We start from the raw sequence: 17,043 nt of genomic DNA on the forward strand, positions 1-17,043 counted from the left end.
CCACATAATCGAGCGATTGGGGCGGGGTTCGTTCCCGCCCTTTTGCATCGCCTATTCTTCAGCATTTCCAGCAATCAGTTGAGCGTATGACAGAAGCAGCAGAGAAACGGGAGGTCGTCGCGGCGCGCAATATCCGCGTGCAGTTCGGTGCGGTAAAAGCACTGGATGGCGCCGAACTCGTGATCCGCGAAGGTGAATGCGTCGGGCTTGTCGGCCACAATGGCGCCGGCAAATCCACTATCGTCAATGTCATCAATGGCGGGTTGTCGCCGCATGAAGGCAGTATTTCCTATCACGAGGAAACAGGATACGGCGTGGCGATAGCACGCAAGCACGGCGTGCGTTGCGTTTTTCAGGAATTGTCGCTGTTTCCGAACCTGACCATTGCCGAAAATGTTCGCATCATGCAGCGCGATCTGACCGGAACTGGCTGGCGCGGCAACGCCATCGAACTGATTTCCAAAAAGCTCGACGAGATTTTTCCGGGCCACAAGATCGACAGCAGCGTTACTGTCGATGAGCTTTCCATCGCCGAGCGCCAGATGGTGGAAATCGCCATCAACTTCACCGCGCCCTGCACTGCGCCAAAACTAGTTATTCTCGATGAACCGACGTCATCGCTTGATGCAGGCATTGCCGCGCAACTGATGGCGTATGTGCGCCGTTTCGTCGGCACCGGCGGTGCCGTTATCCTGATTTCGCATATGTTGGGTGAAATTCTCTCAACCTCCGACCGCATCGTGGTGATGAAGGACGGAAAGGTGGTCGCCAATCGCGCGGCAAAAGATTTCACCAATCGCAGCCTCGTCGAAGCTATGGGCAGCGTTGAGCGCGAAAAGGCCGCGCGCCGCACCGCAAAAACCGATGCGAGCGGCACGCCCGTTCTGTCCTTCGCCAAGCGTGCCACTGACATAAAGCCATTTCAGGCTTTCAAGGGCGAAGTCATCGGTCTCGCAGGGCTGGCCGGACACGGACAGACCAGGATGCTGCTCGATCTCTACTATGCACGGCGGCCGAACTGGGTTCCGGCCCGCAATTGCGAAATCGCCTTCGTTGCGGGCGATCGCAGCCTCAACGGCACTTTCCCGCTGTGGAGCATCCTGCACAATCTCACCATCGGCTCGCTGGACCGGCTGTCGTCGCTGAAACTCGTTGACCAGAAGCGGGAAGATGCCCTTGGCAGTGACTGGAAAGATCGCATCCAGATACGCACGCCGGATATGGGCAACCGCATCCTGTCGCTGTCGGGTGGCAACCAGCAAAAAGTGCTTTTCGCCCGCGCACTGGCAACCAGCGCCAACACTATTTTGATGGACGATCCGATGCGTGGCGTCGATGTCGGCACCAAGCAGGAAGTCTATGAAATCCTGCGCCATGAGGCCGAAAACGGACGCACATTCGTCTGGTACTCCACCGAAATGGACGAAATCGAACTTTGTGACCGCGTCTATGTCTTCCGCGACGGCGCTATCGTCGCGGAACTGACCGGCGAAGACAATACGGAAAAGAACGTGCTTGCAGCATCCTTTGAGGGAGGTCACGAATAATGCGCCTTTCCTCTTCCTCCGTCCGCCTGCTCACGCCGGTTTTCTCGCTGGTTCTGCTGCTTGCCGCCGTCTTCTACATGCAGCCGCGCGCCATGAGCTATACCGGGCTGAATCTGCTGTTCAATCTGGCCGTCCCCATTGCGCTAGCAACCATCGCTCAGATGCTCATCATGGCGGTCAACGATCTCGATCTCTCGATGGGCACCTTCGTGAGTTTCGTGGTCTGTGTTGCCGCAACCTATCTCAACACCACGCCCGTCATCGGGGTATTGATCCTTGTGGCAGCCATTGCAGCTTATGCAGCGCTTGGCGCACTGATCCACTTGCGTAATTTGCCCTCCATCGTCGTCACACTTGGCATGAGCTTCGTCTGGGGCGGATTTGCCGTTCTGCTGCTGCCCTCGCCCGGCGGACAGGCGCCGGACTGGGCACGCTGGATCATGACCGCCAAGCCGCCTTTCATGCCCATGGCCATTGTGGCCAGTATCCTGATCGCGGTTGTCACGCATTTCATCGTCATGCGCTCCACCTTCGGCGTGCTGATGCGTGGCGCGGGTGGTAACAGCCGCTCCATCGAGCGTGCTGGCTGGTCTGTAACGATGATCCGTGCCGGAACCTATGCGCTGGCTGCCTTCTTCGCGGTGCTGGCAGGAATTGCACTGGTCGGTCTCACCACATCGGCAGATGCCAATATCGCGTTACGTTATACGCTTCTGTCCATCGCAGGCGTTATTCTCGGCGGTGGTGAGTTTGTCGGCGGACGTGTATCGCCCATCGGTGCCGTCATCGGTGCCCTGACGCTGACGCTTGCCGGGTCCTTCCTCTCCTTCATGCGCATTTCGCCGGACTGGCAGATCGGTGCGCAAGGCGGCATTCTCATCGTGGTGCTGGCTTTGCGCCTCTTCCTTAATCGCCTCGAAAAGAGGGAGAAAAAGCAATGAGCCGTCTCGCTGTCCTTACCAACCGCCCGTGGATATGGTCGTTCATCGCCACTGCCATCGTCTGGATCATCACCATCCTCTTTACCGGTGGCGCGGGCGCACACGGGCTCTCCCACGCGGCTTTCACTTTCGCCTCCTTCTCGGTTATCGTCGGCCTCGGGCAGATGTTCGTCATTACGCTCGGCCCCGGTAACATCGATCTGTCTGTCCCAGCCAATATGACGCTTGCCGCGACACTGGCGCTCAAGCTCATGGATACGCAGGACGGCATGGTTCTGGCGGGGCTAGGCGTTGCCATTCTGGTTGGTGTTGCCATCGGCATCTGCAATTATGCGCTGATCAAGCTTCTACGCATTCCGCCCATCATCGCCACCTTGTCGATGAGCTTCCTGATCCAGTCCACCGCCATCTGGAGCAATCGCGGCCTGCGCGTGAAGCCGCCGGAAAGCCTCGCGCAGTTCACCACATCCTCCACGCTCGGCATACCCAACGTCGCCATCATAGCGCTGATCCTGTCGGTCATCGGCTGGGTGCTCCTGAAAAGGAGCATCTATGGACGCTGGATTTCGGCAATAGGCCAGAACCCTTTCGCTGCGCGTATGGCGGGCGTTCCGGTCGATGGCACGCGCTTCGTCACCTATCTCCTCTGTGCAGTGCTCGCTTCGCTCTGCGGGTTCCTGCTTGCTTGCTTTTCGGGCGGTGCGGCGCTGAACATGGGTGCGGAATATCTTTTGATGTCGATTGCCGTCGTCATCATCGGCGGCACGGCGGTTGCTGGCGGCGATTCCAACATCCCCGGCATTTGGGGAGCCGCCCTCTTCATGTTCCTCATAGTTTCGATGCTCAACACCTACGGCTTCGGCGCCGGTGTCCGTCTTGTCCTGACCGGGCTCACCATCATTGCGGTGATTATCCTCGCCAGTGGCCGACGCGCCGAGCGTTAAATTCCTTCGGAGTAACTTTCCTTGTCAAAAACTGTTTCGATTTACGAAATCCACGACGAACGCTTCAAGCAGATGATCGTGCCGAGTGCCGATCTGGACGAACTTTATAGCGACTGCCGCTGGGCAGAAGGCCCAGTGTGGTTCGGTGACCAGAACTGCCTTCTGTGGAGCGACATTCCGAACCAGCGCATCCTGCGCTGGGTACCGGAAGCCCCCGTTGGCGACAGTGTTTCAGTGTTCCGCAACCCGTCCAATTTTTCCAACGGCAATACGCGTGACCGCGAAGGACGCCTCGTCACCTGCGAGCATGGAGGTCGTCGCGTCACCCGCACGGAAGCGGATGGCAGCATCACCGTGCTCGCCGACAGCTATCAGGGCAAAAAACTCAATGCGCCCAACGACGTCATCGTGCGCTCGGACGGCACCGTGTGGTTTACCGATCCGACCTACGGCATCATGGCCGATTATGAAGGCTACAAGGCCGCCCCAGAGCAGCCTTCGCGCAATGTCTATCGGCTGGACCCGAAGAGTGGCGAGATCAATGCCGTCGTTACCGACTTCCACCAGCCGAACGGACTTGCCTTCTCGCCAGACGAAACCAAGCTCTATGTCGCCGACAGCGCTTATAGCCACGATGAGAATGCACCGCGCCACATCCGCGTCTTCAACGTGGTGGATGGTGGGGAGCGGGTTACCGGCGGCTCCGTATTCTGCACCATAGACGATGGCCTGCCAGATGGTTTCCGTTTCGATACGGACGGCAATCTGTGGACCAGCGCTGGCGACGGCGTGCACTGCTTCTCGCCGGAAGGCACGCTCCTTGGCAAGATCAAGACGCCGCAGACGGTCGCCAATGTGACCTTCGGCGGTCCCCGCCGCAACCGGCTATTCATTGCAGCGACGAAGTCGCTCTATGCGGTCTATCTCACAGTAACCGGCGCGCAGTGCCCCTGATAAAACAACGGCGGCTTTCCAAAACGAAAAGCCGCCGCTCTCTATAAGTATAGTAATTCATTGAAAAAACTGCATTCGCCACATGCCGCGTTCATGCGAACATGCCAATAATGTTTCTTTATTTAAAACGGATCTTTCCGACCCAAAACCGGAACGACCCGCATATCAGGACCGTGAATGACGGAACAAATCAGACTATGATCTCTTCTGTCCTTCAGCCTGCACTCAACAAGCAAGGCCACAGCCTTGCAGATGAGTACATTGCCCTGATGCGCTGAGGTTATATAATCCAACCGTCAACACTATGGAAACAGTTTGTCAACAAATCGGCTCAAATTACTGTGAGTAAAATTTGAAAGAACTACAGATTTTCATGATGTTACCCGTAATTTCATAGTAAATATATTAGCGATACCTTTTATAAATTCCTATTTATTTCCCATTTAGTGAAAGGATGGCATTACGCATAACAAAGACTCGCGGATAACCGGTTACGCTGAATGTCTGAGTTCAAGAGAACGGCAGCTCGGCGCGCGATAACGGACGTGACAACCGCTAATGCCTTGATATTCGACATCGACGTCGACGCCAAAAACCTCGGTTATACGCTCTGCTCGCAACACCTCGCGCGGCGTCCCGAGCGCAACGAGGCTGCCTTTGTCCATCACCGCAATACGGTCGCAGAACATTGCGGCATGGTTCAGGTCATGCAACGCAGCCACAACCGTCAGTTTCTGGCGGCTGACAAGATCGAGCAGTCCGATCTGGTGCCCGATGTCGAGATGATTGGTCGGCTCGTCCAGAAGCAGTATCTGCGGTTCCTGCGCCAAAGCGCGGGCTATATGCAAACGCTGCCGCTCGCCACCGGAAAGCGTATGCCAGCAGCGGTCGGCCAGATGCGCCATATCGACATTGACCAGCGCCTGGTCAATGATTGCATCATCCTCCTCCGACCACGGCGACAGCGCGCCGAGATAGGGCGTCCGCCCAAGTTCGACCGCCTGACGCGCCGTAATGCGTTCCGTCGTTCCTGCCTGCTGCTCGACCAGCGCCATTTTCCGTGCGATCTCGCGGCGGCTGAAACTGTCGATGGGCGCGCCGCACAGATTGATTTCACCGACGCGGCACCTGCGAACGCCGGACAGCAGGGAGAGAAAACTGGTCTTTCCCGACCCGTTCGGCCCTATGATGCCAAGAAACTCACCTTCCGTCACTTCCAGCGAAACATCTCGCAAAATCTCGACATTGCCCACCGACCAGCCGATATTGCGTGCTGAGAGGATCATGACCAAGCCCTCCTTTGTCCAAGCAACAGGGCGAAGGCCGGCGCACCGAACAAGGCCGTGATGACGCCGATCGGCAGAACCTGCCCCGGAATGATGATACGCGACAGAATATCGGCGACGATCATGAAGATCGCGCCTATGAGTGCTGCCGCAGGCAACAGCCTGCCATGGCGGACCCCGACCACCATGCGCGCCGCATGGGGAATAACAAGGCCGATAAAGCCAACCGAGCCGACAATGGAAACCATCACCGCCGTCATCATGGCGCTGACGCCAATCAGCACCGCATAGACGCGACGTACCGGTATGCCGAGCGAAGCGGCGGATTCCGTTCCGAAGGTGAAGGCATCAAGCGCACGCGCATGCCACAGGCAGATTGCAAGCCCGATCAGGCAGGCAGGTAAAGCGAGAGTGACATCGGGCCAGCGCACCCCGGAAAGATTGCCCAAAAGCCAAAACATGATACCGCGCGCCTGTTCGGCATTTGCGGCCTTTGTGACGATGAATGATGTCAGCGCATTGAAAAGTTGCGAACCGGCAATGCCTGCGAGGATGATCGCGCTGCTGCCGCGTCCGGCCCGCAACGCCAGCAGGGACACAAGGCAAAAAGCAACAATAGCGCCAATGAACGCACCCAGCGATAGCGTCAGCACGCCGGCACCTATGCCAAGAATGGCAACGCTGACAGCCCCTGTCGAGGCACCAGCGGAAATGCCCAGAATATAAGGATCAGCGAGCGAGTTTCGAAGCAACGACTGCAGAATGACACCGGATATTGCAAGCGACGCGCCGCAACATGCCGCGATAACCGCACGGCTGAGGCGATAGCTCCAGACGATCCCTTCATCGATGGGTTCGAGCGGATAACCGGCGTTCCACACCCGATTGGCCACGGTCTTCGCAACCACCTCGAGCGGTATTGCCGTTTCGCCTATCGCCGCTCCGAGCCAAAGGGCAAGAAGAAGCAGGACAAGCGAAAAGGCCAGGAAGAACACGCCGGAGCGTGCCCTTCCCTTCTGTTTGAAGCCTGTTGTCGCCGCCCGAACCGTCACTTGTTCAGGCCCGAGGCGGCAATGTCGGCGGCAAGCGTTTCGATGCCTTCGATCACGCGAAGCGAGGTGCTCATCGACTGTGCATCCATGTCGAAGACATGCTTGCCCTTGACCGCTGGCATCAGCTTCGTCACCGCATCGTTCTCAAGGAACTGGTGTTTGACGGCAATGTCGTCAGCCGGATAGCGACGGCGATCCAGTTTTGCAGCAACGATCATCGAAGGGTTCGATTTCGCAATCGTTTCCCATCCGACCGTCGGCCATTCTTCCTCGCTGTCGATCACATTCTTGATGCCGAGTGCCGAAAGAATATAGGCGGGCGCGCCAAATTTGCCTGCAACGTAAGGATCGGCATCGACCTGCGTGCTGGAGAACCAGACGACAGCCGAAAGCTTGCCGTCAGTAGACCCAATTTTTTCACGCGCAGCCGCTTCGCGCGCCCTCAGGTCGGCGACGAGTTTCTCGCCACGGTCCTGCACATTGAAGATTTCCGCCAGTTCGGTAATTTCCTGATAGACGATATCCATCTTGAACGCCGCCGTACGAACGCCGTCGCCACCGCCGGAATTGTCCTTGCCAACGCAATCGGAAGGCGAGGTATAGGCAGCGATGCCCAGTTCCTCGAACTGTTCAGGCTTTGCCACGATGCCTGTCGGGCCGACATGCCACTGGAAATCCGCCGTCACGATATCCGGCTTCTGCGCCAGAACGCTTTCAAAGCTCGGATCATTATCGGCAAGCCGCTTGACCTTGGCATTCACCTGTTCAAAGCCTTTGAGAACAGGGCCGAACCACACTGCCGTGCCGACAACCTTGTCGCCGAGACCCAGGCTGTAAAGAATCTCTGTGCTGCTCTGGCCAACTGCAACCGCGCGGGCGGGTGCCTGCTTGAAGGTAACGTCACGACCGCAGTTTTTCAGCGTCAGCGGATATTGCGTTTCCGCTGCCTGTGCGGATACCCCGCCTGCGAGAAAAAATGCAGCCGCGCAAAAGGCGGCGCGAAACGGCATCTTGCCGAGAATATTCATGAAAGTCCCCGAAATGATGAGAGAAAGACGCCCTGTCAGGCGGCGGATAAATTCCGGCGCGGAAGACGGACAGGCATATCCGGGAACATATCGAAATCATGCGATGACGATGGGAGGAAGCGTCCTGCGACGCAGAAATCTGTCATAACCGGCTCCTGCTCCGGGCATCCCCGCCCGTGACAATGGACAACACTAAACGGCAGGTCTCCTGGCTCACGAATATCTGCTGATCATCTGCCTTCCCGCGCTTCTCCGGCACAGTGGCATGACGCTTTGAACGTCACGAGGATGAACGGCAATCCGCTTACAGTTGCGGGGGCAGCCACGGTCTTGGCCCCTTTTTGGGTCGTCCTCACCGTGTTCCCTATTAATCCCCTTCGCTCTCGGTCGGGGAACCGTTGTTACACTATTACGTTGGTCCGCTGCCGTCGTCAAGCAGGTCTCGGCCGCTATTTCCAGCTTGCGGTTTTCAAGTGATTCGAAAGCCCGTTACTTAAATTGCGGCCAAACTATCGTCGCATGCGCTGGCCTATTGAATTTGTTTTCGCTAATCTCCATGTAGTTTTCTCCCGCTAGAGGAGCGGGACTTTGGGGAGGTCCGCCGCAAGGCGGCATACATTCTATCTGGGAGGACATATGCGTAGATTTATTCTGGCCCTGACGTCGGTAGCGGCGTTGGCTATGGCAGGCTCTGCTTCTGCAGAAGACTACAAGGTGCTCGCGCCTGCGGCTCCGGGCGGCGGCTGGGACCAGACGGCACGCACGATGCAGAGCGCGCTTCAGGATGAAAAGATTTCCGGCAGCGTACAGGTCATCAACGTTCCAGGCGCTGGCGGCACCATCGGCCTCGCGCAGTTTGTGAACCAAAACAAGGGCGATCCAAGCCAGCTCATCGTTGGCGGCTATGTCATGGTCGGCGCTATCCTGACCAACAAGTCGCCGGTGACACTCGACGCCATCACGCCGATTGCACGCCTCACAGGGGAATACGAAGCCATCGTCGTACCGGCATCTTCCGATATCCAGAACCTCGGCGATCTTGCCGCGAAACTGAAGGCAGATCCGGGCTCCGTTTCGTGGGGCGGCGGTTCTGCTGGCGGCACCGACCATATCACCGCTGGCCTCTTTGCCAAGGCGGCAGGGGTCGATCCGACAAAGGTCAATTACATCGCCTTCTCCGGCGGCGGTGAAGCACTGGCGGCCATTCTCGGCAATCAGGTGACCGTTGGCATTTCCGGCTACGGCGAATTCGAAGCCCAGATCAAGGCGGGTACGCTGCGCATCATCGGCATTTCGAGTGACGAGCGCGTGGAAGGCATCGACGCACCAACCTTCAAGGAAGGCGGCGTCGACGTTTCGATCCAGAACTGGCGCATGGTGGGTGCAGCTCCCGGCATCACAGCCGAACAGGAAGCTGCCATCAATGCCGATATCGAGAAAATGGTGAAGTCTGAGTCCTGGCAGAAGGCCCTTAAAGACAAGGGCTGGGCAGATACCTATCTCGCCGGCCCGGCGTTCAAGGAACAGCTCGCCAAGGACGTTGCCGCGACGGAAACCATCCTCAAGGAAATCGGCCTCGTCAAATGACAGGATCAGAACCGCAGGAAAAGCGCCGCCCGGAAGGGGCGGCGCCAGATTTCGCCGCTCTTGTCATCGCCCTTGTTCTTGCAGCTGTCGCCATTGCCATTGCCTGGTCGACGACCTACGGCAACGACGTGACGAGCTACTCGCCAGTCGGCCCGAAAACCGTTCCCTATGTCGTCGCAGCCGGATTATTCGGCCTTGCCATTTGGACCGTGTTCGAAGCCCTTCGCGGCGATTTTCCCGAGCGTGAGCATCAGGAAATTGCTCCGATGGCGTGGATCATCGGCGGTCTGGCCATCCAGATGCTGACGATGAAAACCGTTGGCTTTTCTCTGTCCACCGGCCTGCTTTTTGCGGCGACCGCGCGCGGCTTCGGCTATCGCAAATTCTGGATCAGCGTTCCCGTCGGCATCGTCTTCGCCTTCGTGATCTGGTTCATCTTTGCGCGCGGCCTGCAGCTGTCGCTGCCGTCCGGCTGGCTCGAACAATTCGTTTAGGGACGGAGCGCTTTCATGGATACTGTCGCACTTCTCGCCAACGGGCTTCTGGTGGCGCTTGAACCATCGAATCTTCTTTATGCGCTGATCGGTGTCACGCTCGGCACCGCCGTCGGCGTGCTGCCTGGCATTGGCCCAGCGCTCACCGTCGCGCTCCTTCTGCCCGTTACCTACAAGCTGGACCCGTCCGGCTCCCTCATCATGTTCGCCGGCATTTATTACGGCGGCATGTATGGCGGCTCAACCACATCGATCCTGCTGAATACGCCGGGAGAAAGCGCCTCCATCGTCACCGCGTTGGAGGGCAACAAGATGGCCCGCGCCGGACGTGGCGGGCCAGCACTTGCAACGGCGGCCATCGGCTCGTTCATTGCGGGCCTGATCGCCACTCTGGCGCTCGCCTTCGTCGCGCCATGGGTCGTGAAATTCGCCTTGTCCTTCGGGCCTTCCGAATATTTCGCGCTCATGCTTCTGGCTTTCATGACGGTCTCGGCCGCATTTGGCGATTCCACGCTGCGCGGCCTGACATCCCTGTTCATCGGACTGGCGCTGGGCCTGATCGGCATCGACCAATTGACCGGTCAGGCGCGCCTTGTCATGGGAACGCCGAACCTGCTCGATGGCATCAATGTCACCACATTGGCAGTGGCGTTGTTCGCTATTGGTGAAACCCTTGCGGTCGTGTCGAAGAAGCTTCGGCCAGAAGATGAAGTCATTGCCGTCAAGGGTTCCGTCTGGATGACCAAAAACGACTGGAAACGCTCGTGGATGCCGTGGCTGCGCGGCACCGCCATCGGCTTTCCGATCGGGGCCATGCCTGCGGGCGGCGCCGATGTATCAAGCTTCCTTTCCTATTCGGCGGAACGGCAGTTCTCGAAACATCCGGAAGAATTCGGCAAAGGCGCTATCGAAGGCGTTGCGGGGCCGGAGGCTGCCAACAATGCTTCCGCTGCCGGAACACTCGTGCCGCTTCTGACGCTTGGCCTGCCCACCACGGCGACGGCAGCAATCATGCTGGCGGGTTTCCAGCAATTCGGCCTACAGCCCGGCCCTCTGCTGTTCGTGACCAATGCCACGCTGGTCTGGGGTCTGGTGGCGAGCCTTCTCGTTGCCAATCTGATGCTGCTGGTTCTCAATCTGCCGCTGATCGGCCTGTGGGTGAAGATGCTCACCATTCCGCGTCATTGGCTCTATGCCGGCATTCTGGTTTTTGCCACGCTTGGAACAATCGGCGCGAATGCCTCAACCTCGATGCTCTTCGGCCTGCCGGTTTCGTTCGAACTCGGCCTGCTGCTGGCATTTGGTGTGCTGGGCTATGTGCTGCGGCGCTTCTCATACCCAATCGCGCCGGTTGTCGTTGGCCTGATCCTCGGACCGATGGCCGAGAAAAGCTTGCGTCAGGCACTGCAGATCAGCCAGGGCAACCCGATGACTCTGGTGCATTCCTGGGTATCGGTTGTGCTGATCGCACTGGCGATTGCCGCAGTCGTCGTCCCCATGATCATGCGCCAGCGCGGCAAGGGCGAATTGCTGAGCCAGATGGCGACAGACGAAGATTAAAAAACAAAAGCCCGGCAAAGCCGGGCTTTTTTACTCAGATACGCGTACGCTTACTTAACTGCTCAACCCTGAATACGACGGAACTGGTCAACGTCGATGCCAAGCGTCTCAAGGTCCTGGGCAGTTGGCTTCTGACCAGCGCGCACAGCAGCAGAAGCACGAACAGCGCTACCGAATTGCGCGAATGCACGACCGAAACGGTTATTGAAGCGGGTAAACATTTTTCTCTCCATCACGGACACTTCGTTAGTCCGTGACTATCAGATGGGGATCGCTCCAACGACTTAGAAGATCGGCATTTGCATGCCAGCCATGCAGTTTCGGCATGCTCCTTTCAGCCCGTCTTGATTGCGATCAATGCCGTCCGCTCGTTGGCTTGCGAAGCTCTTTTCAACCAAAGGAAGGAGCTACAGAATGTCGAATACCCCCCACACACTTGGAGAAGAGTTTCCCGGTCAGCTCGATGCCATTCATGCACTGAAGGCGAAGGATGCGCATTTTGCCCGCATCCTGGAAGAGTATGATTCCGTCAATGACCGCATCCACCGCGCCGAAACGAAGATCGCGCCCGTGAGCCAGGAAGAAGAAACGAACCTGCGCAAACAGCGCCTCACCTTGAAGGACAGCATCACCGAGGCGCTTGCCGAAGCCTGATCAGTCAACGCAAGCAACATGATAGGCCCGGCAACGGCTCAGGAGGCTTTGTCCTCAACTTTGCTGTTGTCCGGACCGACAGAGTTTTCCATCTTTCCTACCACGATCAGAACGGTGACGGCGATAAACGTCGCCATGATCGCGATATGCCAGAGGCCGAGGCCACTGGCGAGGCCGACGGATGCCGCAAGCCACATACCAGCACCGGTCGTAATGCCGGTTATTTTTCCGCGTGCGAAAATAATAAACCCCGCCGCCAGGAACGCGACGCCGCTTGTGATCGCTTCAACGAGCCGCGAAGGGTCCATCCGGATATTCTGATCATTAAATACCGGCACATTGACCAGTTCTAGCGAGACAATTGTAAAGGTAGCCGAGGCGAGACAGACCAGCATGTGGGTCTTCAGCCCGGCGGGGCGCCTCCGCCATTCCCGCTCAAGGCCGATGATGGAACCGAGCAGCGTTGCCAGCAGCATTCGCGCCAGAACCATCGGCAAACTGATTACATTGTCGTGCGTAAATTCAGCCCAGAATTGTTCCATGCCCGATAACGGGCATGGTGGGGTTTGGTTCCGCTATGGCCAAATGCTAACAACAGCGATGACCTACAGTCATTTTGCCGATGCTGGTGGAACCGTTTCTGTCGCGGCAGGCGGCAAGGAATTCTCGCCATTGGGGGTGTTCTCGTCGGGAGAAATAACAGCGCCGTAGATCTCTACCAGTACCCACACGACGAGCGCCGCCGCGATACTGACCAGCAACACTATGAGAACGGGCTTACCTTCACGGCCTTGTCTTGCTTCAGTCGGGTTGACCTGTTTCATGGATCAAATCCTCCTGTTCGTTTCAGCGGCATGAAACTTGCCGCTATAGACCTAATGGAAGGATAGGGCTTTTGTTCCAATCAGTGCGAGATGCCTTGCATCGCCTTGCCGCTAATCGATTGGTTTCATTGAGTTTGCCAAAGACTGGTGAGCGAGCGCTTCAGCACTGGCTCACACTCGCAACAAATGTATGAGGGGCAATGGTACGGTCGGTTGGAGTTGAACCAACGACCTCAGGAGCCACAATCCTGCGCTCTAACCAACTGAGCTACGACCGCGTACCTTTGTGTCGGCTGCGTGACGCTCTGGCGTCGCCGACAGGGGGTCACATACGGAGAATCGATCCATATTGCAAGTGATTATAGCTCTCTTTTTTGAGAAATTCCCAATTGCAGGATTCTATATCAAATCTTGCTCATAAAGGTCACGCGCTGGTAACCATTATAGATGACCGGCTGTGCACAACTTGGATATTGGGTCGAGCCTGTAAAATTGCCTTTCCCGCATTAACTAATGAAACAGAAAATGCAGCCCATACCCAATGGCAATGTGGACCCGCGCCCACAAGAGGCTTATTAACAGGGTGTTAACAAGCACTGCGGGCGGTCGAAAGAACAGGTAAGGACAGGTATGTCAGGATCATACCCCTTCATCGATATTGCCGCGCTGGATTCTATCCGCGAAGGCTTTGCAAAGGGCGATGTGCAGCTCGTGCTGACGCACGACCTTTCGGCAGTGCTTTGGGTCAACGGCCCCGGCGCGAAGCTTTTCGGTTTCGATCGCGTGGAAGACATGATCGGCGGCGGGCTCGATCTGCCCATAGCCACACGTCGGCAGATCGCCTCATCGAACAGCAATGCCGACGGTGAAACCCGAACCGTTTCCGTTCGTCTTGGTGGCGGATTGCGTTCCGACCTTACCCGTTTCAGCGTTTCGCACATTACACTGCCCGACGGCGTGTCCGGGCTGCTGCTGACTGCCGATGGCAAGGACGCCAAGGCCGAAGCCGTCATTTCCGGTCTCAGCGACGACAGCACGCATATCGCATTGATCGACGCAAACAGTCGGGTGATTGCCGCAAGCCTGCGTTTTGCTACGCTCGACATTTCCTCCACTACGCTGGAAGATCTGGTCATCGAAGCCGCAGACGCGACCGACCGTATCGTCAAACGCCGCATCCGTGCTGGGAAACATTCCGTGCCGGGAGCGATTGCGCGGCTGACCGACACGCCGCCCATGCATCTTCTCTGCATTATCGGCGATGCTCCCGTCGCGACGCTGGAAGCACCCGTCGCTCTGCAGGGTGAAGCCGAAGAGATACTGGAAGAGATGCTTCCGGAACCTGTAGCAGGTGCAAATACTGAAGAGGCGGCCGCCGATCAGCCAAAACCCCGCAGCTTTGTGTTCGATCAGGATGCTCCGCCAGCCCGCTTCATCTGGAAAGTAGGACCGGATGGCGTATTCAGCGAAGTATCGCCGGACCTTTCCGCAACAATCGGGCCGAATGCGGCCGACGTCGTTGGACGGCGCTTTGCTGATGTTGCAAATGTCTTCGGATTCGACCCGGATGGCAGCATTGCGGCCCTGCTCGACAAGCGCGACACATGGTCGGGAAAACGGTTGATGTGGCCGGTAGAGGGCACGGACTTGCGCGTGCCGGTCGAGCTTGCCGCCCTGCCCGTCTATTCTCGTGATCGGAAGTTTACCGGTTTCCGTGGCTTTGGTGTGGTGCGCCCGGCAGAGGCCGAGAAGGACCCGGAAGAAATCGGACTGGTGCTTGCAGGTGGCATTCCGCAGACGCGCAAACCTGTCAACGAGCCGGTTGAAACGGCAACATCTGTCGAAGACGACGACGTTCTGGCGCTCTCCGAAGACGTCGCCAATGACGATAGCCCTGTTGCAACGTTGCCCAAGCCGCCGCTGGACATCGCACCGACACCGGGGCGCCGCGAATCCGACAAGGTCATCAGCCTGCTGAATGCCTGCGCACAGGAGAAAGTGGCTGCGGATCAGGCGAAGATGCTGAAGGAACAGGAGCGCGAAGAGCGCCCCGAAGGCGGGCTGACCAAGACCGAACGCAACGCATTCCGCGAAATTGCCGACCGTCTGCGCAAGCAGGGTCTAGCCAATTCACGCGCTGAAACCGAAACGACTGCCCCATCGGAAGACACCGTTTCTGACAGCCTTCAGCCGGTCGAAAAGACTGACGCGAAAGCACCGTTCATCAGCGAAATGGCCACCGAAGAAGTCTCGCTTCCGGCCTCCGCAGATGAAACCGCTCTGCTGGCCAATCTTCCTGTGCCGGTGATCATTCATTCCGGCGATAAGATTCACTACGTCAATCAGGCTTTGCTTGATCTCACCGGCTATGAATCGCTCGACGATATTCGCGATGCAGGTGGTGTCGACGTGCTGTTCAACAGCGAAAGCGACGATGGCGAAACACGACAGGGCATGGTGCTGCGCCGTGCCAATGGCAGCGAAGAGCCTGTCGATGCGCATCTCAATGCCATTTCCTGGCGCGATGGCCGCGCACTTATGTTGAGCCTGATGCCGGTAGCTGCAACACCAGCGTCTGTTGAGGCCGTTGCCGCCCCGGCTCAAGCGCCGGTCGCCATCAATACCGATGACGAGAAGCAGGCGCTTGCGGATCATGTCGAGGAACTGAAGACCATTCTCGACACGGCGACCGATGGTGTTGTCCTTATTGATCCTGAAGGCCGCATCCGCTCCATGAACCATTCGGCCTCGGCGCTCTTCGGCTATGAACGCGACGAGACGGAAGGCAAATTCTTCTCGATGCTGTTTGCCATCGAAAGCCAGCGCGCCGCGATGGACTATCTGCATGGTCTTTCCGGCAACGGCGTTCTGAGTGTCCTCAATGATGGGCGCGAAGTCATTGGCCGTGAAGCCAAGGGCGGGTTCATTCCTCTGTTCATGACCATCGGCAAACTGCCGCATGCAGGTGGGTACTGTGCTGTTCTGCGCGACATCACGCAGTGGAAGCGCACCGAGGAAGAACTGACCAACGCACGCAAGGAAGCTGAACGCGCTTCGAGCCAGAAGACCGAGTTTCTGGCTCGTATAAGCCACGAAATCCGCACACCGCTCAATGCGATCATCGGCTTCTCCGAGCTGATGGCCGACGAGAAATTCGGCCCCATCGGCAATGATCGCTATCGGGATTACCTGCGCGACATCAATCGTTCCGGCAATCACGTGCTGGCGCTCGTCAATGACCTGCTCGACATTTCGAAGATCGAAGCGGGCGCTCTCGACATGCAGTTTGAAGCGGTCTCGCTCAATGATGCCATTGCCGAAGCCATCGCGCTGATGCAGCCGCAGGCCAATCGCGAACGCGTCATCATCCGTTCGAGCTTCCAGTCCAACCTGCCCGACATCGTTGCCGATACGCGTTCGATCAAGCAGGTGGCACTGAACCTTCTGTCCAACGCAGTGCGTTTCACCGCGCCGGGCGGCCAAGTGATCGTATCAACAAGCTATGAAATGAACGGCGATGTCGTGATGCGAGTGCGCGATACCGGCATCGGCATGACCAAATCCGAGGTCGAGCAGGCGCTGAAGCCATTCCGGCAGGTCAATGCACTGGAGCGTCGCAAGGCAGAAAGTGCAAAAGACTGGCGCAGCGAAGGCACCGGGCTAGGCCTGCCTTTGACAAAAGCCATGGTGGAAGCCAACCGGGCGCAGTTTGCGATCGATTCCACGCCTGGCCACGGCACGGTCGTCGAGGTCGCCTTCCCGCCAACCCGCGTTCTGGCCGACTGATTTCACTTTCAAGAAGCTAACGAACCTCCCCTCGCGGGAGGTTTTTTCATGCCTTTTCTCAAGCATAAAAAAAAGCGCCGGACGAACCGGCGCTATCAGAATCTCAGAGACAAAGGACACAAAAGCAATTCGCAGTGGAGCACCGGAAACGGCAGCTCGATCATCACTCAGTGTTGCATCCCTTATCGCGTGAAGCCGGTTAACGACGCCTTAAATTCTTCGTTGAGAGTTTACTCATTGGTAGCGACTGTAAAATCAGGGTTAATTTCCGTGCAGCAATTGATTAACCATAGGAAAGAAGCAGCACTGGTGATTTGATTCCATCATCTGCCACCCCAGATGATAAGTCATACATCCAGCGTCTTTGCTTTGGCCGATTGCTGGTT

General features: G+C 57.5%; 16 protein-coding genes, 1 tRNA gene and 1 riboswitch. Of the genes, 10 read left to right on the top strand and 7 right to left on the bottom strand.

Annotated features, from left to right (window positions below; genetic code table 11):
- Positions 1–86 precede the first annotated feature (86 nt).
- The 4 genes from HWX93_RS19145 (at position 87) to HWX93_RS19160 (ending at position 4,386) form a co-directional block, all read left to right on the top strand.
- A complete protein-coding gene (locus HWX93_RS19145; RefSeq protein WP_176038359.1) occupies positions 87–1,547 on the top strand; it encodes an ATP-binding cassette domain-containing protein in 1,461 nt (486 codons plus the stop codon).
- Complete coding sequence (locus HWX93_RS19150) at positions 1,547–2,488, top strand: ABC transporter permease (RefSeq protein ID WP_176038360.1); 942 nt, start codon at positions 1,547–1,549, stop codon at positions 2,486–2,488. Before HWX93_RS19145 ends, HWX93_RS19150 begins: the two co-directional genes overlap by 1 nt.
- Entirely contained in the window at positions 2,485–3,432 is a 948-nt protein-coding gene (locus HWX93_RS19155) for an ABC transporter permease (protein ID WP_176038361.1), read from the top strand. The genes HWX93_RS19150 and HWX93_RS19155 overlap by 4 nt, the downstream gene beginning before the upstream one ends.
- 72 nt (positions 3,433–3,504) lie before the next feature.
- Positions 3,505–4,386 carry an SMP-30/gluconolactonase/LRE family protein gene (locus tag HWX93_RS19160; RefSeq protein ID WP_176038373.1) on the top strand — a complete coding sequence of 294 codons (882 nt, stop codon included), beginning with the start codon at positions 3,505–3,507 and terminating at the stop codon, positions 4,384–4,386.
- A 491-nt stretch (positions 4,387–4,877) separates the two neighbouring features.
- Here the strand turns inward: HWX93_RS19160 and HWX93_RS19165 are convergent, their stop codons facing one another.
- From HWX93_RS19165 to HWX93_RS19175, 3 genes are read right to left on the bottom strand one after another with little or no spacing between them, the layout of a single operon-like run.
- Entirely contained in the window at positions 4,878–5,672 is a 795-nt protein-coding gene (locus tag HWX93_RS19165; RefSeq protein WP_176038362.1) for an ABC transporter ATP-binding protein, read from the bottom strand.
- A complete protein-coding gene (locus tag HWX93_RS19170; protein ID WP_419191099.1) occupies positions 5,669–6,724 on the bottom strand; it encodes a FecCD family ABC transporter permease in 1,056 nt (351 codons plus the stop codon). The genes HWX93_RS19165 and HWX93_RS19170 overlap by 4 nt, the downstream gene beginning before the upstream one ends.
- Positions 6,721–7,752 carry an ABC transporter substrate-binding protein gene (locus HWX93_RS19175; protein ID WP_176038363.1) on the bottom strand — a complete coding sequence of 344 codons (1,032 nt, stop codon included), beginning with the start codon at positions 7,750–7,752 and terminating at the stop codon, positions 6,721–6,723. The genes HWX93_RS19170 and HWX93_RS19175 overlap by 4 nt, the downstream gene beginning before the upstream one ends.
- A 180-nt stretch (positions 7,753–7,932) precedes the next feature.
- A riboswitch (cobalamin riboswitch) is annotated at positions 7,933–8,167 on the bottom strand.
- A gap of 221 nt (positions 8,168–8,388) precedes the next feature.
- Between HWX93_RS19175 and HWX93_RS19180 the strand changes: the two genes are divergently transcribed.
- Genes HWX93_RS19180 through HWX93_RS19190 form a run of 3 tightly spaced genes read left to right on the top strand, consistent with a single transcriptional unit; the run spans position 8,389 to position 11,393 of the window.
- Positions 8,389–9,339: a Bug family tripartite tricarboxylate transporter substrate binding protein gene (locus HWX93_RS19180; RefSeq protein ID WP_061346962.1), complete on the top strand. Its 951-nt coding sequence runs from the start codon at positions 8,389–8,391 to the stop codon at positions 9,337–9,339.
- Positions 9,336–9,833 (top strand): tripartite tricarboxylate transporter TctB family protein, encoded by a 498-nt coding sequence (locus HWX93_RS19185; protein ID WP_061346961.1) that lies wholly within the window; start codon positions 9,336–9,338, stop codon positions 9,831–9,833. Before HWX93_RS19180 ends, HWX93_RS19185 begins: the two co-directional genes overlap by 4 nt.
- A gap of 15 nt (positions 9,834–9,848) precedes the next feature.
- A complete protein-coding gene (locus HWX93_RS19190) occupies positions 9,849–11,393 on the top strand; it encodes a tripartite tricarboxylate transporter permease (protein WP_109986368.1) in 1,545 nt (514 codons plus the stop codon).
- A gap of 62 nt (positions 11,394–11,455) precedes the next feature.
- On the opposite strand, the gene HWX93_RS19195 is transcribed toward HWX93_RS19190, so the two are convergent.
- A complete protein-coding gene (locus tag HWX93_RS19195; protein WP_100229493.1) occupies positions 11,456–11,614 on the bottom strand; it encodes a hypothetical protein in 159 nt (52 codons plus the stop codon).
- 193 nt (positions 11,615–11,807) lie between these two features.
- On the opposite strand from HWX93_RS19195, the gene HWX93_RS19200 reads away from it, so the two are divergent.
- Positions 11,808–12,047 (top strand): YdcH family protein, encoded by a 240-nt coding sequence (locus HWX93_RS19200; protein ID WP_176038364.1) that lies wholly within the window; start codon positions 11,808–11,810, stop codon positions 12,045–12,047.
- Between the two features lie 38 nt (positions 12,048–12,085).
- Here the strand turns inward: HWX93_RS19200 and HWX93_RS19205 are convergent, their stop codons facing one another.
- From HWX93_RS19205 to HWX93_RS19215, 3 genes are all read right to left on the bottom strand, one after another.
- Complete coding sequence (locus tag HWX93_RS19205) at positions 12,086–12,589, bottom strand: MgtC/SapB family protein (protein WP_176038365.1); 504 nt, start codon at positions 12,587–12,589, stop codon at positions 12,086–12,088.
- Between the two features lie 69 nt (positions 12,590–12,658).
- Positions 12,659–12,871 (bottom strand): hypothetical protein, encoded by a 213-nt coding sequence (locus tag HWX93_RS19210; protein ID WP_176038366.1) that lies wholly within the window; start codon positions 12,869–12,871, stop codon positions 12,659–12,661.
- Positions 12,872–13,072: 201 nt separating this feature from the next.
- Positions 13,073–13,149: transfer RNA gene (locus tag HWX93_RS19215), tRNA-His, on the bottom strand.
- A gap of 352 nt (positions 13,150–13,501) precedes the next feature.
- On the opposite strand from HWX93_RS19215, the gene pdhS reads away from it, so the two are divergent.
- Positions 13,502–16,657, top strand: a complete 3,156-nt coding sequence (gene pdhS, locus HWX93_RS19220; protein WP_176038367.1) for a cell-division control histidine kinase PdhS — start codon at positions 13,502–13,504, stop codon at positions 16,655–16,657.
- Positions 16,658–16,705: 48 nt separating this feature from the next.
- Positions 16,706–16,975 (top strand): hypothetical protein, encoded by a 270-nt coding sequence (locus HWX93_RS19225; protein WP_146206465.1) that lies wholly within the window; start codon positions 16,706–16,708, stop codon positions 16,973–16,975.
- The last annotated feature ends 68 nt before the right edge of the window (positions 16,976–17,043 follow it).

It is taken from the genome of Brucella tritici, assembly GCF_902825325.1.
GTDB lineage: Bacteria > Pseudomonadota > Alphaproteobacteria > Rhizobiales > Rhizobiaceae > Brucella.